Genomic DNA, 25,727 nt, shown 5'->3' with positions numbered 1-25,727 from the left:
TGGAACAAAAGGCTCATGCGTGTACTGATTATTGAAGACGAAGAAAAAACCGCAGACTACCTGCACCGCGGGCTGACGGAGCAAGGCTATACCGTCGACGTGGCGCGTGAAGGCGTCGAGGGTTTGCACCTGGCATTGGAGAACGATTACGCGGTAATCGTGCTCGATGTGATGCTGCCCGGCCTGGATGGCTTTGGCGTATTGCGCGCACTGCGCGCGCGCAAGCAGACGCCGGTGATCATGCTCACTGCCCGCGAGCGCGTGGAGGACCGTATTCGCGGCCTGCGCGAAGGCGCAGACGATTACCTCGGCAAGCCTTTCTCGTTCCTTGAACTGGTGGCGCGCCTGCAAGCCCTGACCCGCCGCAGCGGCGGGCATGAGCCGGTGCAGGTGACCATCGCCGACCTGTGGATCGACCTGATCAGCCGCAAGGCCAGTCGCAACGGCATTCGCCTGGACCTGACCGCCAAGGAGTTCTCGCTACTCAGCGTATTGGCCCGGCGCCAGGGTGAAATCCTGTCCAAGACCTCGATTGCGGAAATGGTCTGGGACATCAATTTCGACAGCGACGCCAACGTCGTGGAGGTGGCGATCAAGCGCCTGCGGGCCAAGCTCGATGGGCCGTTTGAGCAGAAGCTGCTGCACACCATTCGCGGCATGGGTTACGTGCTGGAGAACCGCAGTGTCGGCTAATTCCATCGCCCTGCGCCTGAGTGGCATGTTCACGTTGGTGGCGCTGCTGATCTTCCTGTTGATCGGCGGCGCGCTGTACCAGCAAGTGGACAAAGGCCTGGGCTTGCTGCCCGGCGCCGAGCTGGATGCGCGTTACAGCGTGCTGGAATCCTCGGTCAATCGCTTCGGCACGCCGGATCACTGGGCGAAAATTACCGCCAAGCTCAAGCTGTTGGGTGAGGAAGACAAGCGCATCCGGTTCTGGGTGGTAAGCAGCGATCCCACCTACGAATACGGCAACCCGGACGCGCAGATTCGCGCCTTCGCCGAAGGCCCGACCGGCAAGCGTGATTTGCACCTGCCAGGCCATCATCATCCGTTCAAAGTGCTGGTCAGCCAGTTCCCGGCCAAGGACCAGCGTCCGCCGCTGCGCTTCATGATCGCGGTCGACACCGAGAATTTCCGCGCCACCCAACATCAACTGCTGGTGGCGCTGGTCGGCCTGGCATTTGTCGGCGTGGTATTGGCCTCGCTGCTGGGCTTTTGGGTGGCGCGTATCGGCCTCAAACCGCTGATCAAATTGTCGGATGAGGCGCAGAAACTCGCGCCGCCGAAACTCTCCGGGCGCCTGCAATTGTCGCCGTTGCCGCCGGAGCTGAAGCAGTTCGTCAACTCCTTCAACTCGACCCTGGAGCGGGTGGAGCATGCGTATTCGCGACTGGAGTCATTCAACGCCGACGTGGCTCACGAACTGCGCTCGCCGCTGACCAACCTGATCGGCCAGACCCAGGTGGCGCTGACCCGTGGGCGTTCGGCGGAGCATTATTTCGAGGTGCTGCAATCGAACCTCGAAGAGCTGGAGCGGCTGCGTTCGATCATCAATGACATGCTGTTTCTGGCCAGCGCCGACCAGGGCAGCAAGGCCACCAAGCTGATCACCAGTTCACTGGCCGATGAAGTGGCGACCACTTTGGATTACCTGGACTTCATCCTCGAAGACGCCCAAGTGCAGGTGCACGTGACCGGCGATGCGCAGGTGCAGATCGAGAAGGCGCATCTGCGCCGGGCGTTGATCAACCTGTTGAGCAATGCGGTGCAGCACACGGCGCCTGGGCGGGTGATAGAGGTGAACATCCAAGTGCTGGAGGATCACGTGGCAATCGGGGTGACCAACCCGGGCGAACGGATTGCCAGCGAGCATCTGCCTCGTTTGTTCGAGCGGTTTTATCGGGTGGATGCGTCTCGCAGCAACAGCGGGGCCAATCATGGGTTGGGGCTGGCGATCGTCAAGGCGATTGCCCTGATGCACGGCGGGGATGTGTTTGTGCGCAGCGAGGACGGCGGCAATACCTTTGGCATTACGCTGCCGGTGTAGCGGGTTGCGTGCCTGTCCGTTGGCACGCTTGAACCACCCTCAGTTACTCAGCCGGGCACCGCCCAAACTGCCACTTAGCTCATAGGCTGCCAGTTCCGCCTGGTGCGCGGCCATGATCTCCGGCAAGGAGCTGCGCAGGTATTCCACCCACGTCTTGATCTTCGCATCCAGGTATTGGCGCGACGGGTAGATGGCGTACAGGTTCAGCTCCTGGGAGCGGTAGTTGGGCATCACCCGCACCAGCGTGCCGTTGCGCAGCCCTTCAATCGCCGCATACACCGGCAACAGGCCAACGCCCATGCCGCTGGTGATCGCGGTTTTCATCGCGTCCGCCGAGTTCACCAGGAACGGTGAACTGTTGATCGCCACACTTTCCTGGCCCTCGGGCCCGTTGAACGACCATTTGTCCAGCTGAATCACCGGGCTTACCAGGCGCAAACAGGCGTGGTTGAGCAGGTCGCTGGGCCGTTGCGCACAGCCATTCGCCTTGACGTAGGCCGGCGACGCACAGGCGATGCTGTAAGTTATCCCCAGGCGTTGCGAGACAAACCCCGAGTCCGGCAGCTCGCTGGCCAGCACGATGGACACGTCGTAACCCTCGTCCAGCAGGTCTGGCACGCGGTTGGCCATGGTCAGGTCAAAGGTCACGTCCGGGTGGGTGCGGCGGTAACGGGCAATCGCATCAATCACGAAGTGCTGGCCGATGCCGGTCATGGTGTGCACTTTCAGCTGGCCGGCGGGGCGGGCGTGGGCGTCGCTGGCTTCGGCTTCAGCCTCTTCGACATAGGCCAGGATTTGCTCACAGCGCAATAAATAGCGCTTGCCGGCCTCGGTGAGAGCGATGCGGCGGGTGGTGCGATTGAGCAAACGGGTTTGCAGATGGGCCTCAAGGTTGGAGACCGCGCGCGAGACGTTGGCGGTGGTGGTGTCCAGTTGCACGGCGGCGGCGGTGAAGCTGCCGGCTTCGGCCACGCAACTGAAGGCGCGCATGTTTTGCAAGGTGTCCATTAAGGTGCTCTCAGGGGAGATGGCAAATTGTGACACGAAGTTACGGGTTCCAGTGATCCCGACTAACGGATTATCGCCTGAACGGTAACAAAGATTCACAAGAATCCCACCTTATCGCCATCCGGCCCGCCCCTTAGAATTGCCCCACCTTCCCCGCAACACCCTCTCAGGAATTCGCAGCAGTGCCGCGTCGCATCAGCAGAGAGCTGAAGACTCTCAGTGTTTGGGCCTTATCGTTAGCAATCAGCGGCTGTATCGGAACCGGAGGAATTGCCCCTCAAGGCCAGTCACTCGCTGCCAATTCATTGGCCACCGACGAAGCGATCAACACCGCCGCCCAGGACGCCCACTGGCCCACCGCACAATGGTGGCAAGCCTACGGCGACCCGCAACTCAACCACTGGATCGATCTCGCCGTGCAAGGCAGTCCGAGCATGGCCATGGCCGCGGCGCGCGTGCGGGAAGCCCGGGCCATGGCCGGGATCAGCGAATCGGCCGAGTCGTTACAGGTCAATGGCGACGCCACGCTCAAACGCCACAACTGGCCCAGCGACCAGTTCTACGGCCCGGGCGCGCTGGACAATTCCACCACCTGGGACAACAACGCTTCCCTGGGCCTGAGCTATGCCCTCGACCTCTGGGGCCGCGAAAGCAATGCCACCGAGCGCGCCGTGGACATGGCCCACATGAGCGCCGCCCAAGCGCGCCAGGCCCAGCTCGAATTGCAAAACAACGTGGTGCGCGCCTACATCCAGCTGTCGTTGCACTTCGCCCAGCGCGACATCGTGGCGGCGACCCTGGCCCAGCAACAACAGATTCTCGACCTTGCGCAAAAGCGCTTGAATGGCGGGATAGGCACCCACTTCGAAGTCAGCCAGGCCGAGACGCCGCTGCCGGAAACCCATCGGCAACTGGACGCTTTGGATGAAGAAATTGCCCTGAGCCGCAATCAGCTGGCTGCGCTGGCGGGCAAAGGGCCGGGGGCGGGCGCGCAGTTGCAGCGGCCCACCCTGTCGCTCGCAGCACCGCTGAAATTGCCGTCGAGCTTGCCCGCCGAACTGCTCGGCCAGCGCCCGGACGTGGTAGCCAGCCGCTGGCAAGTGGCGGCCCAGGCCCGTGGCATCGACGTGGCCCACGCCGGGTTCTACCCCAACGTCGACCTGGTGGGCAGCCTCGGCTACGTCGCCACCGGCGGTGGCATGCTAAGTTTCCTGACCGGCAAGAAGCTCAACTACAGCGCTGGCCCGGCCATCAGCCTGCCGATCTTCGACGGCGGCCGCCTGCGCTCACAACTGGGTGAAGCCAGCGCCGGCTATGACATCGCCGTCGCGCACTACAACCAGACGCTGGTCAACGCGCTCAAGGGCATCAGCGACCAGTTGATCCGCCGCGAGTCGATGGACAAGCAGCAGGCCTTCGCCGCCGAATCCGTGGCCTCGGCGCAAAAAACCTATGACATTGCGATGATCGCCTACCAGCGCGGTCTCACCGACTACCTCAATGTGCTGAATGCCCAGAGCCTGTTGTTCCGCCAGCAGCAGGTGCAGCAGCAGGTCCAGGCCGCACGCCTGAGTGCCCACGCCGAACTGGTGACCGCATTGGGCGGTGGTCTCGGCGCCGGCAGCGACGTGCCTGAAGGCAGCAAGACCTTACCGAGCAAGACCCCGGCGGCCCTGGCCGTCTTTGATCACTGAGTAGGATGCAATGACTCCCTTGCCTGCACCGCTGCGCTGGTTGCACTCGCTAGAGTGGCGCCGTGGTTTTTTCGATTGGGCACGCAGCGACGGCGTGACCTGGGTGTATATCTTCAAAGTTCTGATCGCGGCTTTCTTGACGCTGTGGCTGGCCATGCGCCTGGAATTGCCGCAGCCACGCACCGCAATGATCACCGTATTTATCGTGATGCAGCCGCAAAGCGGCCAGGTCTTCGCCAAGAGTTTCTATCGCTTCCTGGGCACGCTGGCGGGTTCGGCGGTGATGGTGTTTCTGATCGCCCTGTTCGCCCAGAACACCGAACTGTTCCTTGGTTCGTTGGCGATCTGGGTAGGCATCTGCACCGCCGGCGCCACCCGTAACCGCAACTTTCGCGCCTACGGTTTTGTGCTGGCCGGCTACACCGCAGCGATGGTCGGCTTGCCGGCCCTGGCCCATCCCGACGGCGCGTTTATGGCGGCGGTGTGGCGGGTACTGGAAATCTCGTTGGGGATTGTTTGCTCCACGCTGGTCAGCGCCGCGATCCTGCCGCAAACCGCCAGCGCCGCGATGCGCAATGCCTTGTACCAGCGCTTTGGTGTGTTTGCGCTGTTCGTCACCGATGGCCTGCGCGGTCGCAGCGAGCGCGAAGACTTTGAACGCAGCAACGTGCGTTTTATCGCCGAAGCCGTGGGCCTGGAAGGGCTGCGCAGCATCACCGTGTTCGAAGACCCGCACATGCGTCGGCGCAATGGCCGGCTGACGCGTTTGAACAGCGAGTTCATGGGCATCACCACCCGTTTCAACGCCTTGCACCAATTGCTCGAACGCCTGCGCAGCCAGGAGGCCGATCACGTGGTGGCCGCCATCAAGCCGGGCCTGCAAGACCTGGCGGAACTGCTCGACGGTTTCTCCGGCCGTGCGCTGACCAGCCCCGACGCGGCGCGCCTGGTCAGCCAGCTCACCGCCTACAAAGATGGCCTGCCCGCCAAGGTCCGCAGCCTGCGCGCGAGCTTCCAGCAAAGCGCTCCCAGCGACGCCGAGCTGCTGGATTTTCACACCGCCTACGAGTTGCTGTACCGCTTCGTCGACGACCTGCACAACTACGCCCAGACCCACGCATCCCTGGCAGACCACAGCCACGAGCGCGAGCACTGGGACGAACCCTACACCCCGAAAACCAACTGGCTGGCGTGCGCCGCCTCGGGGATCCGCGCCTCGTTTATCCTGGTCGTGCTCGGCAGTTACTGGGTGGCTACCGCCTGGCCCAGCGGCGCCACCATGACCCTGATTGCCGCTGCCACGGTGGGCCTGTCCGCCGCCACGCCCAACCCCAAGCGCATGGCATTTCAAATGGCCTGTGGCACCTTGATTGGGGCGCTGGTGGGCTTTGTCGAGATGTTCTTCGTGTTCCCCTGGATCGACGGTTTTCCGCTTTTGTGCGTGATGCTCGCCCCGGTGATCATCTTCGGTTCGTTCCTGGCCTCGCGCCCGCAGTACGCAGGCGTCGGCGTCGGGTTGCTGATCTTCTTCAGCACCGGCTCGGTGCCGGACAACCTCACGGTCTACAACCCCTACACCTTCATCAACGACTACATCGCCATGGTGATTGGCATGCTGGTGTGTGCGGCGGCGGGCGCGATTATCCTGCCGCCCAACAGCCGCTGGTTGTGGCGCCGGCTGGAGCAGGACTTGCGCGAGCAAGTGGTGTTCGCCATCAGCGGCAAACTCAAGGGACTGGCTTCAAGCTTTGAAAGCCGCACCCGCGACCTGCTGCACCAGGCCTATGGCTTCGCCGCCGGGCAACCCCAGGTGCAACGCAACCTGTTGCGCTGGATGTTCGTGGTGCTGGAAGTCGGCCACGCGATTATCGAGTTGCGCAAGGAACAGGCGATTTTGCCGGTGCACCCGGCGTATGCCGCGTCCCAGCCGTGGCGCCAGGCGATTCGGGTGATGGGCCGTTCGTTAGTGCGCCTGTTCCTGCAACCCAGCGCCAGCAACCTGGAGCGCAGCCTGATCGCCGTGGACCACGCGATCAGCCGGGTGCAGGCCACCGACGAACCCTTCGCCCCGCACTTCGATACCTCGGCCCTGCGCCGGGTGAAAAGCTACCTGCACTTTATCCGCACCTCACTGCTGGACCCGCAATCACCCCTGGCTGCCCTAAAGCCCGAAGGACCCGCTCATGCCTCGTGAAATCGCCTTCCATGGCGTGTACATGCCCACCATGACCTTGATGTTTTTTATCGCGGCAGGTGTGGCCTGGGCCCTCGACCGGTTTCTGGCCGGCTTTGACCTGTACCGTTTTTTCTGGCACCCGGCGCTGCTGCGCCTGAGCCTGTTCGCTTGCTTGTTCGGCGCCCTGGCGCTGACCGTCTACCGTTGAGAATGCCCCGATGAAAAAGTTTTTCAGCCTGCTCGCGACCTTGCTGGTACTGGCACTGGCTATCTGGATTGGCCGCACGTTGTGGGTGCAGTACATGGAAACCCCATGGACCCGTGATGGCCGGGTGCGCGCCGACATCATCAACGTCGCGGCCGACGTGACGGGCGAGGTGGTCAACGTCCCGGTGCGTGATAACCAACGGGTAAAAAAAGGCGACCTGTTGATGCAGATCGACCCCGAGCACTACCAGATCGCCGTCAAGCAGGCGCAATCGCTGGTGGCTTCCCGCAAGGCCACCTGGGAGATGCGCAAGGTCAACGCCCACCGCCGCGCCGACCTCGACGCCCTGGTAATCTCCAAGGAAAACCGTGACGACGCCAGCAACATCGCAGGCGCCGCCCTGGCCGATTACCAACATGCGCTGGCGCAACTGGAAGCGGCCGAACTGAACCTCAAGCGCACCCGAGTGCTGGCGGCGGTGGACGGCTACGTCACTAACCTCAACGTGCACCGCGGCGACTATGCACGCATCGGCGAGGCGAAGATGGCGGTGGTGGATATGAACTCGTTCTGGGTGTACGGCTTCTTTGAAGAAACCAAACTGCCCCACGTCAAAGTCGGTGACACGGCCGACATGCAGCTGATGAGCGGCGAAACCCTCAAGGGCCACGTGGAAAGCATCTCGCGCGGTATCTACGACCGGGACAACCCCGAGAGCCGCGAGCTGATCGCCGATGTGAACCCGACCTTCAATTGGGTGCGTCTGGCCCAGCGGGTACCGGTGCGGATCCACATCGATGAAGTGCCTGAGGGTGTGCTGTTGGCGGCAGGCATCACCTGCACCGTGATCGTTAACCAAACACAGAACTGAATGTGGGAGCGTCAGGGCTGTAAGAACGTCTCGTGCAAGTGGCGCCACAGCAGGGCGCCACTGGCCTGTTTTTCAAACACCACGGTCGAGCGCCGATCGCTTTGTGCACCGCTGCCATCCACCTGCTGCTCGCGATAACTCACCGTCGCACCCCGTGCATGTCGGTCAATCCCGGCAAATTCGCTGAGGCTGATCTTGAACCCGGGCCGCTTGCCGCCAGCCTGGCTGAATAACTGGTTGAGCCGTGCAAAATCCAGCTGCATGCCCGCCGGGGTGATCATGGAAAAGTCCGGCGAAAAACGCCTCAGCAAAACCTCCAGTGTTCCCTCGGGGGCTGTGCCGGCAAACCATTGTTCGATCTCGACATGGGCCTGGATCACTTCATCAAAAAAATCGCGGTAGTCAATCATCGTGTGGGCTCGCTGGCAGGGTGAAGCAGTGTCCGTACCTTGGACGCATCCAGGCACAGTACTGCAAATAACGGAAACAGGGTCAACGCTGCGGCAATCGCGAAGGTGACGGTGAACGAGTCCAGAGCCGCCAGCACCCCACTAAGCACGGCGGCACCGAGGCAAAAACTCAATTGCCGATTGATGTTCCACAAGGCGCTGGCATGCCCCATGCGCTCGGCCGGAATGTCGAGAAAGGCCAGGGTTTGCGCGGTGCTGCTGCACAGGCTGCCACCCAGTCCCATCAGGAGGTAGGCGAGCACCACGGCAACCGGGTGCGGCTCTATCAGCAACAGGATGCCGAGGGCTTGCAGCAGCATGCCCGCTAGCAGCAGCGGCCTCGGCCCGCAGCGATTGAACAGTTTTTTGCTCAAGGCAATCGCCAGCCCCGAGGCCAGCGCCCACGGCAGCATCAGCGCGCCGATGAGGCTGGCGGTAAAGCCAAGACCGTGCAGATAAAGAATCGCCACCAGGCTGGTGCCGATAAACACCCCCGGGATGAACAGGTAAACCAGCATCGCGACCCGCAGCATCGGGCGGCGGGCCTGGCCCAATACGTGACCGAGCTCCAGCGCCGGGCGTGTGGACGCGGGCGTGTCCGCCACCAGCCAGCGCAAGGTCAGCATCACGGTGATCAGCGCCAGCGGCAGGTTGGCGAAAAAGATCCAGCGCCACGACACGCTGTCCACCACCAGGCCGCCCAATGCTGGCGACAAGGCCGGAATCAGCAGCGCCACCAGCATGACCCTGGCTGTCAGTTGGCTGCGTTGTGCCGGCGGAAAATGCCGATAGGCCAAGGCTTGCCCCACCGGAATCAACAAGCCGCCGCCCAAGCCCTGCAACAGGCGCCAGCCGATCAGCGCTTCAATCGAGGCGGCCTGGCCCACCAGCACCGAGGCTACGCCGAACAGTAACAGGCTGATGGCAATCAACCGTCGCTCTCCCAGCAGCGCCGCCAGCCAAACGCTCAGGGGAATCACCACGGTCAGGCCGAGCATGTAGGCGTTGCCGATCCATGCCAGTTGCGTGACCGAGGCGTGCAACTCGCGGGCGATGTCCGGGTAAGCGATGGTGGCGACAAACATGTTCACCAGGTCGAGGGCGAAGCCCATTAGAAAGATCCAGGTGACTTTCGAGCGGTAGTTCATTGCGCGGTTCCTGCTGTGGATGGCGGCAGGGTAGGCGGGTGCGGGCACTTGGGAAACAGCGGTTTGACTGTTAGTTTGTCAAAAATATTTTGACAAAGGAGTGCGTGGCTTATGGTCAGCCTGGATCGTTTCGACACCTTCAAGGCCGTGGTCGAGGCCGGATCGTTGACTGCAGCCGCTGATTTCCTCGGGCAGACACGCGCGGTGGTGAGCTTCAACCTCAAGCGCCTGGAAGCCGAGCTGGGCGTGACCCTGCTGACCCGCAGTACGCGGCAACTGGCACTGACCGATGCGGGCGAACGCTTTTACCTGCGCTGTACGCGCATGCTGGAAGAAGCGCGCCTGGCGGTGGAAGAGGCCCGTTCGGAGCACAGCCAGCTCAAGGGCACATTGCGGATCACCACCACCGTCGAATACGGATTGGCGGTGGTGGTGCCGGCAGTGGAAACCTTTCGCGGCCTGCACCCGGAATTGAACATCCAGTTATCCACCTCCTCCAGTCACGCCGACCTGATCTCCGAGCGCTTCGATGTGGCCATTCGACTGGGGCGGATGCTCGACTCCAATCATCGGGCGGTGCAACTGTCGAGCTACGAAATCCTCGCCGTGGCTGCACCGGGGTTTGCCGGGGTCACCACGCTGGATGAATTGGAGCAACTGCCCAAGCTGGGGCACGGGCGGCTGACGGAGTTGACGGTGGTTGACCCGGCCGGCCATGAGCACCTGTATCGTCCAGGCCCCGGCAAGGCTTCACTGGTTGCCGACAGTGCCGCCATTCTCCAGGCGTTTGCCGTGCGTGGGCATGGCGTGGCGATCCTGCCCCAGTGGCTGGTGCAGGAAGACCTGGATGCGGGGCGTTTGGTGCGGTTGCTGCCGGGTCATCGGTTTGCGCCGCAGGGTGTGTATGCGCTGTACCCGGACACCCGGCATCTACCCCTGAAAGTGCGGGCCTTCATTGATTTCATGAAACAGCCCCGCCTTACCCACCCGTAGCAGCTGTCGAGCCCCAGCGAGGCTGCGTCAGGCGCGCCTCGGTTCATCGCCTGGCTCGTTAATCGAGGTGCTGCCGACGCAGCCTCGCTGGGGCTCGACAGCTGCTACGGGGCGTCACTGGAGCTGGCCGCTTAGGCCAAAGCGCTTTTTCAATACGGTCTCCAGCAAACCCTTGGGCAGCAACGCCGCCATCAATGGCAATGCCCGGCAGCCATTACCCGAGCGCAACAGACGCGGCGGTGTTGTTTGTTGCACGGCCTTCAATACATCCGCGGCAAAATCGCGAGCGGGCGTAGGCCGATCCTGGGAGGCCTTGGCCCGGGCGCGGATGCTTTCGCGCAGTGGCCACCACGGCGATTGCTCGTTGATCAGCAGTTCGGCCTGGGTACCTGCGTTTTTCGCAAAGTGGGTGTCGATGGCGCCCGGCTGCACTTCCATCACCCGCACGCCGAAGGGCGCCAGTTCCATGCGCAACGCATCGCTCAAGGCGTGCACCGCCGCTTTCGAGGCGCAGTACGCACCGGCAAACGGGGTGACCAGCACACCCGAGACACTGCCGATATTCACCACCAGCCCTTTGCGCTGGCGCAGGGCCGGGAACAGCGCCTGGGTTACGCCGACCACTGAGAATACGTTGGTCTCGAATTGCTGCTGCATCGCCTGGGTGCCGCCGTCGAGCAGCGGGCCCATGGCGCCGTAGCCGGCGTTGTTGATCAGCACGTCCAGCTCGCCGACCTGCCCGGCCAATTGCGCCAGTGCAGCGCTGTCGTTGACGTCCAGTTGCACCGCGTTAAAACCGGCGCTGGCGAGTGCCGCCACATCCTCGCTGCGCCGGGCGCTGGCCCACACGTCAAAACCGGCTTGCTTGAAGGCATCCGCCAGGGCACGGCCAATGCCACTGGAGCACCCGGTGATCAGTACGTTGGGCATGGCTCAGTCCTTTGTGGTGATTAGTCAGAGAAGCTGCCTTGCAGGTGCTCGGCGCGAAACTCCAGGGTTTGCGGGCGGTAGCCGGGGCGCAGCGGCGGCACCGGCAGGCAGTCTTCCCAGGTGGCGCCAGCTTGCAACTCGCCAGGGCCGCGGTAGCGCGGGGCAGCGTACACGTTATCCGCCAGGTTGACCGTATCGCCCGGCGCATAGGCCGCGATGCGCCAGCGCAGTTCGGTCAGCGGTACGTTGTTGCCGTTGTTCAAGGTGAGTTTGAGCGGGCGGTCCGCCGGGCATTCCTTGGGGGCGTATACGGTGCGCAGTTCGAGGCGCGCCAATTGCTGGGCCTCGCGGTTGTCCAGCCACACCACCCATACCGCCACCAGGCCCAGGCCGACGGCGGCCGCGAGGGAAACCGGCAACGCCTTGGCGGGGTAGCGCAGCAAGAGGATCAGCCAGGTGATAATCAGCAAGACACCAAAGAACATGGCAACAACCTCGAAAACGGAACGGGCATCCTAACTAAGCGTAGGTGGAGTTGACCATCTTCGGGTTCCCCGGCCCCAAAGAAAAAGCCCCCGGCCCACCGGCTGCGGATAGGGGACGCAGTCGGTGGGGCGGGGGCTTCTTGTGCTGCTCTGTTTACTGCGCGATGGTTTTCACCGACACGCCACGCTCGATTGGCGTCGACCGACCGTAGATGTCTTCAAAACGCTCGATATCGTCTTCACCCAGGTAGCTGCCGGACTGCACCTCGATAATCTCCAGCGGGATCTTGCCCGGGTTGCGCAAGCGGTGCACCGAGGCAATCGGGATGTAGGTCGACTGGTTCTCGGTGAGCAGGAACACGTTTTCGTCACAGGTGACTTCGGCGGTGCCGCTGACCACGATCCAGTGTTCGGCGCGGTGGTGGTGCATCTGCAACGACAGGCATGCGCCCGGCTTGACCGAGATGTGCTTGACCTGGAAGCGGCCGCCCATGTCCACCGAGTCATACGAGCCCCACGGACGGTAGACCTCGCAGTGGTTCTGGGTTTCGCTGCGGCCCTGTTCGTTGAGGGTGTTGACCATCTGCTTGACGCCCTGGACCTTGTCCTTGTGGGCAATCATCATCGCGTCCTTGGTTTCCACCACCACGATGTTTTCCAGGCCGATCACCGACACCAGTTTGCCGTTGCCGTGGATCATGCAGTTGCGGCTGTCCTGGATCACCACATCGCCCTTGCTGACGTTACCGTTGGCGTCTTTTTCGTTTACGTCCCACAGCGATGCCCAGCAACCCACGTCGCTCCAGCCAGCGCTCAAGGGTACGACGCAGGCCAGTTGGGTTTTTTCCATCACGGCGTAGTCGATGGAGTTGTCCGGGCAGCAGGCGAAGGTCGAGGCGTCGATGTCGATGGTGTCGGTGGTCTGTTCGCTGCGTTCCAGGGTCAGCATGCAGGTGTCGTAGATGTCTGGATCGTGCTTTTTCAGTTCTTCGAGGAAGCGGCTGGCGCGGAACAGGAACATGCCGCTGTTCCAGAAATAACCCCCGCTTTTGACGAACTCGATCGCGCGTTTTTCATCGGGTTTTTCAACGAACTGTTGCACGCGGCTGACGCCCTCGGGCAGCAGCGAATCGTTGGTCGACTTGATGTAGCCGTAGCCGGTTTCCGGACGGGTTGCCGGTACGCCGAACAGCACCATCTCGCCGCGCTCGGCCGCCACGGTGGCCAAAGCCAGGGCGCGTTGCAGGGCTTTCTGGTCGTCCAGTACGTGGTCGGCGGGCAGCACCAGCATCAATTCGTCACGGCCTTCGTTGACCAGCATCATTGCCGTCAGGGCTACGGCCGGCGCGGTGTTGCGGCCGAACGGTTCCATCAGGATGCGCTGGGTGTCGAGTTTGCGGGCGGCCAGTTGCTCGTTGACGATAAAGCGGTGGTCCTTGTTGCAGACCACGATGGGCGCGTCCATGCCGTCGAATACCAGGCGCTCCAGGGTTTGCTGGAACAAGGTGTGCTCGCCGGTCAGGGCCAGGAACTGCTTGGGAAACTGTTTACGCGAAAGCGGCCAGAGACGTGAGCCGCTACCACCGGAAAGGATTACTGGGATCATGGTGTTTCTCCTTGAATCAATATGGGTCAGAGCCTGTGGGAGCCGGGCTTGCCCGCGATGGCATCACCTCGGTGTACCTGATACACCGCGTTGTCCGCATCGCAGGCAAGCCAGCTCCCACAGGGGGCAGCGTCAATCTGAAAATCTGATCAGCGGGTCGATACAGGGCGCTTGACCCACACTGGCGATAGGTTGGCGCCGGTGCCGGTGACGTAGAGCACTGCGGCTTCACCGCGCTCCAGGGCCACTGGTTTTACGTCGCCGACTTTTTTGTCGCCCTCATACAGCGCCAGGCTGACCTTTACCGGGTTGATCTCGCGCTCGCCACGGCCCTTGGCGGCCACGGCCTGGACCACATCGGTCTTGCCGTCGGCGGTTTTCAGGGTCAGCGACTTGTCGCTGAGGTTCTGCACGCGCACCAGGGATTTCTGCTTGTTCTTGAATGGCGGTTCCTCGATCAATTGCGGCTGGCCACTGCCACTGCTGACCAGGGTGTAGTAGTGGTCGGCGGCAAGCTTGACCGGCAGGGTCTGGCTGCCGACCTTGGCGCTGTAGTCACCGCCCGGCATGAAGCTGAAGTCACTGCTGGCCAGCGGTGCAACCTCGTTGAGGTTGGTGCTGCCAACGGTGGCGCTGACTTCCTGGTTGCTGGCGTTGTACACCCGCACAAAGCTGGAGCCTTTTGGCGCGACGGGGCCGTAGAGCGCGGCATCGCCACCGGCGAAGGCAGACATCGAAACAACGCTCATGCCGGCGACGAGGGCAAAAGTTTTTGCGAGGTTAGTAGTGAAAGTCATGTGAGTTACCTCTCTTTCAGTTTTGCGCCCGGTCGGGCGTCTCGGAGTTCATGTGTTTAACGGCGGGGGTGTTCAGTGCCATGTTTTGTTGGCGCATACCGGCTTGTTTGAGTTGCGCGACCCACTGCGGGTCGGCGTCGCCGATTTCGTTGTTCACGGGCAGATAACGTTCAGGAAACTCCCAGATCAGCACCTGTGGCGGGCTGTTCTTGAAGTCGTCGCTTTTCAGGTAGCTGAGCATCGGCAGGATCGGGCCGTGACCGTCTTCTGAGTAGTTGATGACGTCGCTGCCCAGGGCTTGCTTCAGCGCGCCGACAAAGTTCCAGTTCGGGTTGGCGCTGTAGCTGGTGCCCACCAGTGCCACCGGGGTTTCGCTGTCGGTGAACAGCGCGTCGTCGCCTTTGGTTTCGGCCAGGTGCGTGACGCGTTTTTGCAGCGGTTCCTTGGGCGGCATCAGGTTTTCGAACAGCGGGTCCAGCGGCAGGAACAGGCGCAGGTCACCCTTGTGCGGTTCGGTCTTCTCGGCTTCGGTGATAAAGCGTTGAGGCTCGCCGCTCAGGGGCGTTTTGTTGGCAATCGTCGTGGCCAACGTTTTGGCCGCTACTTCGGCGCCATCCGGAGTCCAGTGGGTGTCGGTGCGCAGGAACACTTGCTGGCCGTGCAGCTTGGCCTGTTGCAGCGGGCCCATCAGGTCGGGGGCGACGATCTTGTCGGCGGCCATGCGGGCATGGAAGTCCTGGTACAGGCCGGCGTGGATGCTCGCAGGCTGCACTTCGCCCAGGTGTTCCGGGTACAGGCGCACCTTGGCCGGCACGATCGCCATCACCAGTTGGATGCCTTGCGCCTTGAGCTTCTGGCGCACGCCTTCCACCAGGGCGTAGTTGCCTTGCAGGTTCTGGTCTTCATTGACGATGGGGTTGAACTCTTCGTCGCTGTACAACCAGTGATCGCGGCCAATCACCACGCCAGGCCGGCCTTCATTGAACAGCTTGTAATCCAGCGCTGCCCACAGGTTGGTGCCCAGGCGCTTGATCGGGAACTGGTCGTCGTAATGCGTTTCGACGGCCTTGGTCCAGCGGCCGTTGAGCACGGTGGCGTCGGCGTTGGTGCTGAAACCGAAGAAACTGCGCATCGACCAGGCGCCCAGCGCCAACAGCACGGCCAGGAACAAGGCGATATAGAGCACGCGTAATGAACGGGTCATGGTCGGCTCCCTCAGAACTGGAAGTAAAGGAACGGCGAGAAGCTCTGCGCCGAAAGTTTGAGAATCGATGCCACGAACAACAGCAGTACGGCGGCGCGCATGGCGTAGCGTGGCCAGGCGGCGGTCCAGTAGGCTGGTTGTACGGTGGCCTCGGTGCCCACGGTGTAGCCGGGCTGATGGATGCTGCCGGGGTTGTCGCCCGGTACGGCCTTGATCAGGCTTGGGTCAGCCGGCTTGGCTTTTTCTGCCGGCCGATTGCTGTAGAAGTCGCGCAAACCGAAGAACGCCAGGGTTGCGTACGCCACCACCAGGGTTGCCACTTGCAGGCCGGTGAGGCTGGCGCGGTTGAGTTCCGACAGCGACCACTCGCCAAAGCTGAACATCGCACCGTACATGCGGCCGGCGACGTGCAGGTTTTCCGAGCGGAAGATCACCCAGCCCATCACCACCAGCAGGAAGGTGAAGGCCCAGCGCACGACGTTGAAACTGCGCGGTGCGGTGTTGAGGCCGATGGCTTTTTCAATTGCCAGCCACATGCCGTGCCAGGCACCCCACACGATGTAGGTGATGTTTGCCCCGTGCCACAGGCCACCGAGCAGCATGGTCAGGAACAGGTTGCGGTAGGTGGTCAGCGTGCCTTTACGGTTGCCGCCCAGGGTGATGTACAGGTAGTCACGCAGCCAGGTGGACAGGCTGATGTGCCAGCGCCGCCAGAACTCGGTGATCGACTGGCTGATGTACGGCTGCTTGAAGTTTTCCATGAAGCGAAAACCCATCATCAAGCCCAGGCCGATGGCCATGTCGCTGTAGCCGGAGAAGTCGAAGTAGAGCTGCGCGGTGTACGCCAGTGCGCCGAGCCAGGCGTCACCCGTTGTAGGGTTTTGCAGGGCAAAGCAATGGTCGGCGACCACCGCCAGAGTGTCGGCGATAAACACCTTCTTGATGAAACCCTGCATGAACCGTGTGCAACCCTCGGAGAATTTATCGAGGGTGTGGGTGCGGTTGTTGAACTGGTCGGCCAGGTCGCGAAAGCGCAACACCGGGCCGGCGATCAGGTGCGGGAAGATCGCCACGAACGCCGCAAAGTCGATCAGGTTGCGGGTGGCCGGGGTGTCGCCGCGGTACACGTCGATGATGTAGCTGATGGACTCGAAGATGTAGAACGAGATCCCGATCGGCAACAGCACGTGGGTCAGGATGAAAGGTTCGAGACCTGCCGACTTCATCATCAGGTTGATGCTGTCGACGCCGAAGTTGGCGTACTTGAAGTAGCCAAGGATGCACAGGTCGACCGCCACGCCCAACAGCAGCCAGCGTTGGGCCGGCTTGGTACGCACGCCGGCCGCACCGACCTTGAGGCCGATCCAGTAGTTCCACAGCGTCACGGCGGCGAACAGCGCCAGGAAGTCCACTCGCCACCAGGCGTAGAACACGTAGCTGGCAATCAGCAGCAGCAGATTGCGATAGCGTTGCCCGCTCAAGTAGTACAAGCCGAGGAAGATCGGCAAGAACAAAAACAGGAACACATTGGACGAGAAAACCATCCCGATCTCTCCATGTTTAACCAACAGTCAAGGGCCAACGGCCCCCCCAAACCCCCCCACGAATCTGGGAGGGTGTACGCGTTCAGTGTGGGAGCTGGCTTGTGTGGGAGCCGGGCTTGCCCGCGATGGGATCAACTCGGGTTGTCTGAATCACCGAGGTGTCTGCATCGCCGGCAAGCCAGCTCCCACATAAAGCCAGCTCCACATTTGGACCGAGTCCAGGTGTGGGAGCTTTGTATCAGCTGCCTTTGTTGCCTTTTTCGTGCGTCGGGTCGTAGACCTTGGTCAGGTCGCCGCCGAGGCGGAACGTCTTGAACGGCTGCATCCCGTGCTTGCGCTCGATCACGTCCGGCGCGCAGGTGTAGAGGGTGCAGAACGGTTCAAGCCAGGCAAATTTCATGTCCTCCTTGAGGTCTTTCATGTCCTGCTCCTTGCCGTTCTTCTTCTCGAAGATCTGCGGGTCTTTCACCCCGGCCAGCACGTTGTCACCCAGGCGTTTGAGTGCACCGTTGTTTTCCTGGCGCAGGTCCACGCCATTGACCAACGCAAAACTGGCGATCATTGCCAACGGCGGCAGGGCGTAGTTGTGGTACGACAAGGCCCGTTGCTGACGCTTCAATTCGTTGGGCAGGAAGCCTTGGGCATCGACCTGGTTGGCGCCGACCTTGTATTCCTTCACGGCCCAGTCAAACAGGTCGCGACGGTTGGTGGCGATGGAGGTCGCCATCACCGACCAGGCGGCCCAGTAGGAGTGGTTGTTGGTTTTATCCAGCGGCAGGTTGTCCCAGTCGCTCACTACCTGGTCGGCCATTTTGCTGAACCAGGCCTCGATCAACTGCGACTCCTGCTGGTGGTTGGCCAGCGGGTGGGAGTCGGAGAACTTCAGGCGCACATAGGCCGACGCCATGCTGCCCAGTGCCCATTTGCGCATGGACTTGCCGGTGTGGTTGAAGTCCTTGGACATCAACGCATCGGCCTTGGCCCAGCTTGTGAGCCAGTTCAGCGTGCATTCCAGCTGCTCCGGCCTGCCGTCGCGCATGAATTGCATCACGCGTTTGCTGGTGTCTTTTTCCAGCTTGGTGATGTCGGCGGTGCTGTCGCGAAAGGCTTTTTCGGACTGGACATTCAGTGTGGAGCGCGCCTTGTCCGAGCCTTCGTATTTGCTGCGAAACTGCAGCGAACCGGTGTACGGCGCGGGCATGGTGTCGCAGTCGTTCTTGAAGTCGCCGGTCTTGAATGCCTCCACCGGGGCGAAGTAGCCCTGGGGTGGACGCAGTGGCGCGGCGGCGTTAACGGAGCCGGCAAAAATCGCCAGGCCCAGCAGCGTGGGTAGTAAGAGTTTGGTCTGCATAAGTAACCTCATTGCCCGGCGGAAGCGGTCTGTTGACCACCCGCCGGGAATACGTTGCGTGTGCAAATTTTCGCTTCGACTTTCTGCGCGGCAGCGCCCGCTTCGGGGCCCTGCACTTCCACGGCCAGCAGGTTTTGCGTGGCCCAGTCTTCGTCGGTGCGCAGTTCAAAGGCGAAACGCCCGTCTGTATCGGATGTTTCGGGTTTCTCGATCTTGATGTCCTCGTGGCGTCCGTTCATGTACCAGAGGGTGGCTTGCAAGGTTTTCACCGAAGGGTCGGCGAAGCGGATGTCGACCTGATGGCTGGAATTGCGCAGGTCTTTGTTCGAACTGTTAACCAGCAATTCGTTCTTGCCGGGTTTGAGCGTAGTGCTGGCGCTCATCTGGGCGGTCTTGCCTTCACAGCCGTTGTCGAGCAGCGACATCATCTGGCGGTAGATGGTCTCCTGGTCCAGTCGATACAGCGGCGAGAACTCCCAGATCAGAATCTTCGGCGGGGTTTTCTGGAATTCTTCGCTGCCCAAGTACTGGATCATCGAGCCTTCCAGGCCACCGCCGGGGAAGGCGACGTTGAGGATGTCGGCACCGATTTCCTGTTCCAGGAAGCCCGCGAAGTTGTAGTTCTTGCCGCTGTGGCTGGTGCCCACGAGGGTGATCTGCGGGTTGCCGGAATCACCGAACAGGTCGCCGTCTGCCGCTTCGCCCTTGGGCTCGGTGGTGAACTGGTCCATGTACTGGATCGCGTAGCTGGTGCCGCACAATTGCCCGGCCATGTTGTGCAGGGTGCCGGTCTTGCCCATGCGCCCGGAGCGCTTGGTCTCGAACTCACGCTGCGGGATGCCGGCAAATTCAGGCATCGCGCGCACTTTTGCACCGACGATTTTCGCCGTGCGCTGCGCACCGTATGGCGTCCAGTGTTGGTCGCCACGGAAGTAGAAATCGTGGGCCGGCAATTCATCCGGCAGTTGCTCGTTGGTCAATGGCGACAGGTCCGGCACCACGTAGCCCATCTTGGCGAAGCGCCCCAGCATGGTCTTGTAGTTGCCCAGCGCCTTGTCAAAATCGAACTTGGCTTTCTCTTCAGGGTTGAGCTTGTTGCGGTTCACCAAACCACGGGTTGGCTGGTAGACCACGACCAGTTCCACACCCTTGCTCTTGAACGCATCGTGCAGTTGTTGCATGCGTTTGTAGCCGGCAGGGCTGGTGTCGAATTCGGTGCGCAAATCTTCCTGGGTGCGGAACAACCAGTCGCCCTGTGCTTGCACCAGGGTGGTGAAGTTCTGCTGGTAGCGCGTGGTGTAGTTCTTCGCGTCGTGGGCGGCCGGGCACAAGCTGCAGCACGGTTCGGCGCTGAATATCGGGGCCTGTACTTCGTCGGCGCGCACGCCCTGGCTGGCGGCGAGCAGGCCGAGGGTCAAACCCGAAAGGCAGAGCAGTTTGATCATGTGTGGGTGCATAAAGGTCATCCTCAGTCCTGCATTTCGGTCTGGCGTTCGACAGGGTCGATCAGCACGGCTTTCTTCTGGCGTACCAGAAGGTCGAGAATCTCTTCCTGGCGATCGCCGAGGACGCCGGAGAAGCTGATGCCACTGGATTTGGTCGGCGCAAGCATCGACACGCGGTACAGCTCGACGCTCAATGGCGAGTCGATGGACAGCGGGCCGCTGCCATTGGCGGCCAGTTCACCGCCGACCACGATCAGCGAGACCTTGGTGTCGAACGGGTCGAGGGCGATGTCGCGGTCGGTGTCGGTCAAATCCTTGATGTGTCCGTACACGCCGGTCAGCCCGTTGGCCATCGCAACGTTCTCGTACAGGCGAATGTTCACGCTGTTACGCACGCGGATGCCGTGGCGACGATTGCTGATCACCTTGTTGCCCCACAACAGGTTATCGCCGCTCTCATAGAGGGTGATGCCGTCGGTGTGGTTGCGGTAGATCTCGTTGTCGGCGATCAGGTTGTTGACGCTGTTACGGTCGATCACCAGGCCCGAGAGCTTGTTGTCGAAGCTGCGGTTGTTGAAGATGAAGCTGTCGTTCACTTCCCGGGAAATGATGATGCCGTGCTTCTTCTTCGTGCCGTAGACGGTGTTGTCGGTGATGATCAAACCGTGGGAACGGTCGTGGGGGTCAATGCCATAGACGATGTTGTCTTTGTAGGTATTGCCCTTGAGCACAAAGCCGGTGGTTTCGTAGCAGTAGAAGCCGTACCACATGTCCGAGAACTCGGAGTCGACGATCCAGCCGGTTGGCTCAGGGCGCTTGAGCACCTTGGCCATGTTCGGGGTGTACTGGGAAATACTCACGCCGTACGACTTACTGTTGGCGTAGCCGAAGCTGGCCATCTTGCTGTTGGCGATGTAGGTCTTGGTGCCGCCCCAGGCCAGCAGGAACGGGCGGAATTCCTTGGGCGACTGGAAGGTCGCCGGGCCGTTGGTTTTCTCGCGCCAGCCGGTGATTTTGGTGTCACGCACAAACAACTGGCCGTCGTTGATCAGGAACGAACCGGCTTCCTGGGACAGGCGCAACTCCTGGGTCTGCTTGTCGATTTCAAGGATGCCTTTACGGCCCACCACGATCGGCAACTTGGCCAGGAACACCCCCGGCGAGGTTTCGCTGAGGTACTGCTTGGGTACTTTCTTCAGCAGGTCCTTGAGGTTCATGTAGCCGTCGTCGACAAAGATCGCCTGGGGAATACCGTGCTGGCGCACTACCCATTCGGCCATCTTGTTGTCGCCGCCGATGAAGTCCTTCAGGGCGTCTTCCTGCATCATCCGGCGGATGCTGACTTTGCCGGGTTTGCTGCGTACGATCTTCTTCGCGATATTCGCCGCGGTATAGCCGGACACGTCCGGCAGTGCAGGCTTGGCCATCTCCAGCGGCGCGGTCGGCGGGCTGGAAATGGTGTAGGTCTTGGCCTGTTGCAGCTCTTTGGCGATGGTCGGCGCTTTGTCGGCGAAGGCCGAGGCGCTGGCCAACAGCATGGCCGCGACGAGCAGGCTTTGAGACTTCATTGCGCAGGCTCCCATCAGAACTTCCAGATCACGTCGACAAAGGCGCGATGCATGTACGAGTCGACCTGGCTGCCATAGGCGTCGCCCGGCTTGAACACGCCAGCACGGAAACGCACCAGGGCCGATGGTTCGTCGATCGACTGGCTGAGTGCGGCCGGCAGCAGGCCTTTCTTGAAGTACTTGGTGACGACCAGGTCCATCTCCTGGCCCAGGTCTTTCTTGCCATCTTCAAGCGGCAGGGAAGTGCTGGACAGGATCGCGCCGGTCACGTCGTCGGTGTTGTTCTGCACGGCATCGATGCCGTTGCTGCCGACCGGCTTGTTGCCGTCGACGCGCCAGAACTTGTGGTACACCAGGCTTGCGTCGTAGTCCTCGCGCAACTGCCAGGAACCGAACAGGCTCATGGACTGCATGTTGTTCATTTCGCCGCGAAACGCTTCGCCGAAACGGTGCACGCGGGACTGGGTACCGGTCCAGTTCGAACGGTTGCTTTGCAGGCCGTTCTGCTCATATTCGGCACTGGCCCGGGAGTAGGCGGCGCCTACTTGCCACTGCGGGTCGAGGCGCAGGCGCACACCCAGGTCGGTGGCCCAGCCATTCACGTCATCGCTGCGCTTGGCATGGGTGGGGCGGGTGCCGTCGGCGTTCAAGGCGTTGACCGTGTCGCGGTCGCCCTGCATGCCGGTGACGCTGGCCCAGTAGTTGACGGTGTTGGTGTTGCGCCAGTTATACGCGTCGCTGTTGGCTTCGATGCCGAGCCAGGTCAGGTCGCCGTTCTCGCGTTTGTCCAGCGAGTCGGTGGCCACGCCCGGTTCCGGGAAGTCGAGCTTGCCGTCGTCATGGGTGTGGTGAGCGCGCAGGCCGATCCACTGCCCCGGCGTCCACTGATAGGCGGCGTCAGCGTAAAGGTGCTGACGGTCCTTGTCCTTGGGCGACAGTTCCTTGAGGTCGGTGCGGTATTCGCTGAAACGCTCGGCGACCCCGACATTGGCCTTGAGCAAGGTGGTGTCGAAGGTCCAGTTCAGCGCTTCGATGTTGGTGTCGCGCCACTGGCCATCGTCATTGCGCAGGCGCTGGCGACCGAGTTTGAGGATCTCGCCGGGGTAAGGCGTGAAGCCGCCGTAAGCCACCCAGAACTCACGCATCGCCAGGTAGTTTTTCTTGCTTTTGCGGTCGTTGTTGCTCGATTGTTCGGTGGTGTCATCGGACGATTGCTGCAGAGTGTCGGTCTCGATGATGTCGCTGGAGGTTACGGCCTGGCCCATGGCGTAGGCGCTCCAGTTGCCACTTTCGCCGTAGATCCACGGGCGCAGGTCGAGGCCGATACCGTTGACGTCGCCGCCTTTTTGCGTGCCGAGGTCGCGGTCATCTTCGGACTGCGCGGTGGCTTTCACTTCCAGGCCGAAGTTCTTGGCTTCGGTCAGCGCGGCCAGGGTCGGGCACGACCACAGCAGGGCGAAGGTCAGGCCGATGCCGGCCTTGACGAATGGGTTGAGCTTCATAGGGATTCCTCGCCGTCTTCTTCTTGCAGGGCGTGCAATTGCAGCGTGCTTTGGGCCAGGGTGCCGCGCGCGGCCAGCTCCTGTTGCACCAGGCGTTGGCCTTCGGCGCGTTGTTGCGGGGTCAGCGGAGCTTCGAGCTGGGTCGCCAGGTCGTTGGCTTCCGGCGTGTCCTGGGCCTTGGCCAACTGGCTGAAGACATAGGCGTTAAGCGGGTCGGGCTTGGTGCCCTTGCCTTGGGAAAACAGTTGGGCGATCGCGAAGTCGGCGCTGTTCTGGCCGTTGCGCGCGGCGGTCAGCAGGTGGTCCAGGGCCTTTTGCGAATAGACCTTGCCCAGGTAGCCACGGCGGTAAATCTGGCCGAGGTAGTAATCGGCGGCCACTTCGCGGCCGACGGCTTTCTGAAAGTGCGCTTCGGCGGCCTGGGCATCTGCCGGGACCCACTTGCCTTCGTAGTAGAGCTTGCCCAGCAGCAGTTCAGCGCGGGGCTGGTCGGCGGCGCGGCCGTTGTCCAGGTACTTCATCATCTGGTCGACGTCGCCCAGTTCCGGGAAGTCGTAGAGCAGTTGCGCCAGGCTGACCCAGGAGGCCGGGTAGCCGGGGGCGATTTTTTCCAGCAGGGCCTGGGCGGTTTTTTCGTCGGTCTTGCCCAGGGTTGCATCACCCAATACGCGAGCCACGCTGTCGACCCGTTGGGCGGTGACGGCGCCACGGCTGTAGCCTGCTTCCATCTGCTTGAGCAGTTCGGCCTGTTTTTCGGGCTGGGCTTTTTTCTGGTAGACCGTGGCCAGTTCGACGTAGCAGATATCGGTGGTGTTCAGCGCGGCTTTGCAGATGCTTTCCACTTCATCCAGATGCTGGTCGTAGGTGTCTTGGGTGCGGTACAGCAGCACCTGGGCGAGGCCGGCTTCGGGGTAACCCGAGGCGCGCCATTTGCTGATTTGCTGCTGGGCGTTGATGTTCGGGAAACTGTGCGGGTATTGCAGGTACAGCATCGCCAGCGGGATCAGGGTGTTGCCTTCGCCATTGGCAAAGGCTTTTTTCAGCAGGCCTTCGGCTTCGTGGTGCTCGGCCTCGGTGGCGCCGGGTTTGGCGACCAGCAGGCGACCCAGCCGCGCCTGGGCACGGGGCGAGGTATCAGCGGCCGCGCGGTACGTCGCTTCGGCCTGTTTGATTTGCTCGGGGTCGCGGGTGCCAACCTGGATGTCAGCCAGGCCGACCTGGGCTTCGCTGTAACCCAGGTCGGCCAGTTGCTGGTAGTTCTGCTGCGCGGTGACCGTGTCGCCACGCTTGAGGGCTTCGTTGGCCAGGCGTTGGTCGGGCAGGCCGGCGCAACCGGCGAGGCTGACGGCAAGTGCCAGTGCACAATATGCCAAGGCAGAGTGGGATCTGCTTTGTGTGGGAGCTGGCTTGCCTGCGATGGCGGTGTTGGATTCATCACCGTCATCGCGGGCAAGCCCGGCTCCCACAGAGACCAGCAGTGTTTTTGGAATAATCATCACAGGCATGTCCTCCGCTTACAGACCGTGAGCCATGGCTTTGTCGATCAGCCAGTTCAGGGATGGGCCACGGTCGCTGGTCACTTCCACCGGGCGACCGGCGTAGGTGCTGTCCAGCGGCGCATCGGGCTTGATCTGCACACGGATGTCGGAGGACATTTCGCTGCTGTTGAGGCTGGTGCTGCTGACGATGGTGCCGGTGCGTACCTGTTCTTCATCGGCCACCTGGAAGTTCACGCGGGTACCCGGGCGAACGTCGGCAAACTGGCGATAGGAAAAGCGGGCATCCACGTTGGCCTGGCTGCCGCGTGGTACCAGTTGGAAGATCACATCACCCTTGCTGGCGTACTGACCGTCGGCGACCAGTTGCTGGGCCACGATGCAGTCGCACGGGGAGGTGAGGGTGCCGGTCATCTGCTTGCCGAACAGCTCTTCGACCTTGGCCGGTTGCAACTGGTCTTCGTCCAGATGGCCCTTGAGCACGTCGAGCATACTGGTGCTGAAGGTCGCCAGTGGCGCGCCTTTGGCCGCGACCGCATCACCTTTGATCAGGCTCTGTACGGTGCCATCGCGAGGCATGGTCACGTTCATCCCGGGCACGCTCACCAGGCCGGAAGTGGCGTGGCTGACGAAGTACATGCCGTACACCGATTTGACCACGAAGCCGAATGCCGCCAGGCCCACCAGGAAGATCGCCAGGCTGAAGGTCACGGCCCGCAGGCGGCCACCGACGCTCATGTTGCTGCCGCCGTCCTTGACCTTGCGCGCCTTGGTGAAGTTGTCGCGTTGCAGGGTCGCCAGTACGTCGCCCATGGTCACGATGTCGCCGGACAAGTGCGAGGTGATCAGGTGGCGCAGGGTGGAAATGTCTTGTGCGTCGAGGTTCTGGAACTGGCAACCGGTGCGGCCGGTCTGGCGGTCGTAGGAGCGAATCAGCAACTCGACGTCCATCGCCAGGCCCAGGTTATCGATCACGAACTGCAAGCGACCCTTGTGCACATCACCGACTTTCAGCGCCTGCTGCGGGGCGTTGAACGCCAGGCCGCCAGCGGAGAGGTCAATGACCCGCACTTCCATCGGCGTATGGTCGGCGCCGAAGAAGCGCAGCTTGGCCGGGATTTTTACCCGAGCGTGTTGGCGTTGGGCTTCGGACTCATGGACTACGTTGGCGTTTACTGGAGGATTCATTGGGCTATTCATCGGTG

General features: G+C 62.0%; 22 protein-coding genes. 7 read left to right on the top strand and 15 right to left on the bottom strand.

The window, feature by feature from the left end:
• Nucleotides 1–15: 15 nt before the first annotated feature.
• Both ACZRN6_RS13620 and ACZRN6_RS13615 read left to right on the top strand, forming a co-directional pair.
• Nucleotides 16–693 (top strand): heavy metal response regulator transcription factor, encoded by a 678-nt coding sequence (locus ACZRN6_RS13620; RefSeq protein ID WP_088424198.1) that lies wholly within the window; start codon nucleotides 16–18, stop codon nucleotides 691–693.
• Nucleotides 683–2,047, top strand: coding sequence for a heavy metal sensor histidine kinase (locus ACZRN6_RS13615; RefSeq protein ID WP_322147359.1), 1,365 nt, complete (start codon nucleotides 683–685; stop codon nucleotides 2,045–2,047). The genes ACZRN6_RS13620 and ACZRN6_RS13615 overlap by 11 nt, the downstream gene beginning before the upstream one ends.
• A gap of 39 nt (nucleotides 2,048–2,086) precedes the next feature.
• Here ACZRN6_RS13615 and ACZRN6_RS13610 read toward each other — a convergent pair whose 3' ends face one another.
• The gene (locus ACZRN6_RS13610) at nucleotides 2,087–3,055 is read right to left on the bottom strand and encodes a LysR family transcriptional regulator (protein ID WP_010170450.1); all 969 of its coding nucleotides are present in this window, start codon (nucleotides 3,053–3,055) and stop codon (nucleotides 2,087–2,089) included.
• Nucleotides 3,056–3,237: 182 nt separating this feature from the next.
• Between ACZRN6_RS13610 and ACZRN6_RS13605 the strand changes: the two genes are divergently transcribed.
• The 4 genes from ACZRN6_RS13605 to ACZRN6_RS13590 are packed head-to-tail and all read left to right on the top strand — an operon-like array spanning nucleotide 3,238 to nucleotide 8,004.
• Nucleotides 3,238–4,749 carry an efflux transporter outer membrane subunit gene (locus tag ACZRN6_RS13605; protein WP_464008191.1) on the top strand — a complete coding sequence of 504 codons (1,512 nt, stop codon included), beginning with the start codon at nucleotides 3,238–3,240 and terminating at the stop codon, nucleotides 4,747–4,749.
• Nucleotides 4,750–4,759: 10 nt separating this feature from the next.
• Complete coding sequence (locus tag ACZRN6_RS13600) at nucleotides 4,760–6,943, top strand: FUSC family protein (RefSeq protein ID WP_322147357.1); 2,184 nt, start codon at nucleotides 4,760–4,762, stop codon at nucleotides 6,941–6,943.
• Nucleotides 6,933–7,133, top strand: coding sequence for a DUF1656 domain-containing protein (locus ACZRN6_RS13595; protein WP_076014369.1), 201 nt, complete (start codon nucleotides 6,933–6,935; stop codon nucleotides 7,131–7,133). Before ACZRN6_RS13600 ends, ACZRN6_RS13595 begins: the two co-directional genes overlap by 11 nt.
• A gap of 10 nt (nucleotides 7,134–7,143) precedes the next feature.
• The gene (locus ACZRN6_RS13590; protein WP_464008190.1) at nucleotides 7,144–8,004 is read left to right on the top strand and encodes an efflux RND transporter periplasmic adaptor subunit; all 861 of its coding nucleotides are present in this window, start codon (nucleotides 7,144–7,146) and stop codon (nucleotides 8,002–8,004) included.
• An 11-nt stretch (nucleotides 8,005–8,015) separates the two neighbouring features.
• Here ACZRN6_RS13590 and ACZRN6_RS13585 read toward each other — a convergent pair whose 3' ends face one another.
• Complete coding sequence (locus ACZRN6_RS13585) at nucleotides 8,016–8,414, bottom strand: DUF4440 domain-containing protein (protein ID WP_322147354.1); 399 nt, start codon at nucleotides 8,412–8,414, stop codon at nucleotides 8,016–8,018.
• Nucleotides 8,411–9,601 carry an MFS transporter gene (locus tag ACZRN6_RS13580; protein WP_464008189.1) on the bottom strand — a complete coding sequence of 397 codons (1,191 nt, stop codon included), beginning with the start codon at nucleotides 9,599–9,601 and terminating at the stop codon, nucleotides 8,411–8,413. Before ACZRN6_RS13580 ends, ACZRN6_RS13585 begins: the two co-directional genes overlap by 4 nt.
• 111 nt (nucleotides 9,602–9,712) lie before the next feature.
• On the opposite strand from ACZRN6_RS13580, the gene ACZRN6_RS13575 reads away from it, so the two are divergent.
• Nucleotides 9,713–10,594 (top strand): LysR family transcriptional regulator, encoded by an 882-nt coding sequence (locus tag ACZRN6_RS13575; RefSeq protein ID WP_322147351.1) that lies wholly within the window; start codon nucleotides 9,713–9,715, stop codon nucleotides 10,592–10,594.
• A gap of 114 nt (nucleotides 10,595–10,708) precedes the next feature.
• On the opposite strand, the gene ACZRN6_RS13570 is transcribed toward ACZRN6_RS13575, so the two are convergent.
• The 12 genes from ACZRN6_RS13570 to ACZRN6_RS13515 all read right to left on the bottom strand — a co-directional run bounded on the left by ACZRN6_RS13570 (nucleotide 10,709) and on the right by ACZRN6_RS13515 (nucleotide 25,710).
• Nucleotides 10,709–11,524, bottom strand: coding sequence for an SDR family oxidoreductase (locus ACZRN6_RS13570; RefSeq protein WP_464008188.1), 816 nt, complete (start codon nucleotides 11,522–11,524; stop codon nucleotides 10,709–10,711).
• Between the two features lie 20 nt (nucleotides 11,525–11,544).
• Nucleotides 11,545–12,009, bottom strand: coding sequence for a multidrug transporter (locus ACZRN6_RS13565; RefSeq protein ID WP_464008187.1), 465 nt, complete (start codon nucleotides 12,007–12,009; stop codon nucleotides 11,545–11,547).
• A 154-nt stretch (nucleotides 12,010–12,163) separates the two neighbouring features.
• The gene (locus tag ACZRN6_RS13560; protein WP_464008186.1) at nucleotides 12,164–13,615 is read right to left on the bottom strand and encodes a mannose-1-phosphate guanylyltransferase/mannose-6-phosphate isomerase; all 1,452 of its coding nucleotides are present in this window, start codon (nucleotides 13,613–13,615) and stop codon (nucleotides 12,164–12,166) included.
• A gap of 149 nt (nucleotides 13,616–13,764) precedes the next feature.
• The gene (locus ACZRN6_RS13555) at nucleotides 13,765–14,412 is read right to left on the bottom strand and encodes an alginate O-acetyltransferase AlgF (RefSeq protein WP_008434181.1); all 648 of its coding nucleotides are present in this window, start codon (nucleotides 14,410–14,412) and stop codon (nucleotides 13,765–13,767) included.
• Nucleotides 14,413–14,428: 16 nt separating this feature from the next.
• Entirely contained in the window at nucleotides 14,429–15,616 is a 1,188-nt protein-coding gene (locus tag ACZRN6_RS13550) for an alginate O-acetyltransferase (protein WP_322147345.1), read from the bottom strand.
• An 11-nt stretch (nucleotides 15,617–15,627) separates the two neighbouring features.
• Nucleotides 15,628–17,160 (bottom strand): MBOAT family O-acyltransferase, encoded by a 1,533-nt coding sequence (locus ACZRN6_RS13545; protein ID WP_464008185.1) that lies wholly within the window; start codon nucleotides 17,158–17,160, stop codon nucleotides 15,628–15,630.
• Between the two features lie 238 nt (nucleotides 17,161–17,398).
• Complete coding sequence (locus ACZRN6_RS13540) at nucleotides 17,399–18,523, bottom strand: mannuronate-specific alginate lyase (RefSeq protein WP_464008184.1); 1,125 nt, start codon at nucleotides 18,521–18,523, stop codon at nucleotides 17,399–17,401.
• Nucleotides 18,520–19,968, bottom strand: coding sequence for an alginate O-acetyltransferase (locus tag ACZRN6_RS13535; protein WP_464008183.1), 1,449 nt, complete (start codon nucleotides 19,966–19,968; stop codon nucleotides 18,520–18,522). The genes ACZRN6_RS13540 and ACZRN6_RS13535 overlap by 4 nt, the downstream gene beginning before the upstream one ends.
• A gap of 11 nt (nucleotides 19,969–19,979) precedes the next feature.
• The gene (algG, locus tag ACZRN6_RS13530; protein ID WP_464008182.1) at nucleotides 19,980–21,539 is read right to left on the bottom strand and encodes a mannuronan 5-epimerase AlgG; all 1,560 of its coding nucleotides are present in this window, start codon (nucleotides 21,537–21,539) and stop codon (nucleotides 19,980–19,982) included.
• On the bottom strand, nucleotides 21,539–23,026 hold the full coding sequence (locus ACZRN6_RS13525) for an alginate export family protein (protein WP_322147337.1): 1,488 nt from the start codon (nucleotides 23,024–23,026) through the stop codon (nucleotides 21,539–21,541). Before ACZRN6_RS13525 ends, algG begins: the two co-directional genes overlap by 1 nt.
• Nucleotides 23,023–24,522: an alginate biosynthesis TPR repeat lipoprotein AlgK gene (gene algK, locus ACZRN6_RS13520; protein ID WP_464008181.1), complete on the bottom strand. Its 1,500-nt coding sequence runs from the start codon at nucleotides 24,520–24,522 to the stop codon at nucleotides 23,023–23,025. The genes ACZRN6_RS13525 and algK overlap by 4 nt, the downstream gene beginning before the upstream one ends.
• An 18-nt stretch (nucleotides 24,523–24,540) precedes the next feature.
• The gene (locus tag ACZRN6_RS13515; RefSeq protein WP_322147333.1) at nucleotides 24,541–25,710 is read right to left on the bottom strand and encodes an alginate biosynthesis protein Alg44; all 1,170 of its coding nucleotides are present in this window, start codon (nucleotides 25,708–25,710) and stop codon (nucleotides 24,541–24,543) included.
• Between the last annotated feature and the right edge of the window lie 17 nt (nucleotides 25,711–25,727).

It is taken from the genome of Pseudomonas sp. A125, from assembly GCF_055409485.1.
Note: the sequence above shows the minus strand (reverse complement) of the source record. Positions and strands in the feature narration are given on the sequence as shown.

Excerpts from the sequence above, each read along its gene's own strand:
- ACZRN6_RS13620 (WP_088424198.1), top strand. The coding sequence starts at position 16 with ATGCGTGTACTGATTATTGAAGACGAAGAAAAAACCGCAGACTACCTG.
- ACZRN6_RS13610 (WP_010170450.1), bottom strand. The coding sequence starts at position 3,055 with ATGGACACCTTGCAAAACATGCGCGCCTTCAGTTGCGTGGCCGAAGCC.
- ACZRN6_RS13600 (WP_322147357.1), top strand. The coding sequence starts at position 4,760 with ATGACTCCCTTGCCTGCACCGCTGCGCTGGTTGCACTCGCTAGAGTGG.
- ACZRN6_RS13595 (WP_076014369.1), top strand. The coding sequence starts at position 6,933 with ATGCCTCGTGAAATCGCCTTCCATGGCGTGTACATGCCCACCATGACC.
- ACZRN6_RS13590 (WP_464008190.1), top strand. The coding sequence starts at position 7,144 with ATGAAAAAGTTTTTCAGCCTGCTCGCGACCTTGCTGGTACTGGCACTG.
- ACZRN6_RS13585 (WP_322147354.1), bottom strand. The coding sequence starts at position 8,414 with ATGATTGACTACCGCGATTTTTTTGATGAAGTGATCCAGGCCCATGTC.
- ACZRN6_RS13580 (WP_464008189.1), bottom strand. The coding sequence starts at position 9,601 with ATGAACTACCGCTCGAAAGTCACCTGGATCTTTCTAATGGGCTTCGCC.
- ACZRN6_RS13575 (WP_322147351.1), top strand. The coding sequence starts at position 9,713 with ATGGTCAGCCTGGATCGTTTCGACACCTTCAAGGCCGTGGTCGAGGCC.
- ACZRN6_RS13570 (WP_464008188.1), bottom strand. The coding sequence starts at position 11,524 with ATGCCCAACGTACTGATCACCGGGTGCTCCAGTGGCATTGGCCGTGCC.
- ACZRN6_RS13565 (WP_464008187.1), bottom strand. The coding sequence starts at position 12,009 with ATGTTCTTTGGTGTCTTGCTGATTATCACCTGGCTGATCCTCTTGCTG.
- ACZRN6_RS13560 (WP_464008186.1), bottom strand. The coding sequence starts at position 13,615 with ATGATCCCAGTAATCCTTTCCGGTGGTAGCGGCTCACGTCTCTGGCCG.
- ACZRN6_RS13555 (WP_008434181.1), bottom strand. The coding sequence starts at position 14,412 with ATGACTTTCACTACTAACCTCGCAAAAACTTTTGCCCTCGTCGCCGGC.
- ACZRN6_RS13550 (WP_322147345.1), bottom strand. The coding sequence starts at position 15,616 with ATGACCCGTTCATTACGCGTGCTCTATATCGCCTTGTTCCTGGCCGTG.
- ACZRN6_RS13545 (WP_464008185.1), bottom strand. The coding sequence starts at position 17,160 with ATGGTTTTCTCGTCCAATGTGTTCCTGTTTTTGTTCTTGCCGATCTTC.
- ACZRN6_RS13540 (WP_464008184.1), bottom strand. The coding sequence starts at position 18,523 with ATGAGGTTACTTATGCAGACCAAACTCTTACTACCCACGCTGCTGGGC.
- ACZRN6_RS13535 (WP_464008183.1), bottom strand. The coding sequence starts at position 19,968 with ATGCACCCACACATGATCAAACTGCTCTGCCTTTCGGGTTTGACCCTC.
- algG (WP_464008182.1), bottom strand. The coding sequence starts at position 21,539 with ATGGGAGCCTGCGCAATGAAGTCTCAAAGCCTGCTCGTCGCGGCCATG.
- ACZRN6_RS13525 (WP_322147337.1), bottom strand. The coding sequence starts at position 23,026 with ATGAAGCTCAACCCATTCGTCAAGGCCGGCATCGGCCTGACCTTCGCC.
- algK (WP_464008181.1), bottom strand. The coding sequence starts at position 24,522 with ATGATTATTCCAAAAACACTGCTGGTCTCTGTGGGAGCCGGGCTTGCC.
- ACZRN6_RS13515 (WP_322147333.1), bottom strand. The coding sequence starts at position 25,710 with ATGAATCCTCCAGTAAACGCCAACGTAGTCCATGAGTCCGAAGCCCAA.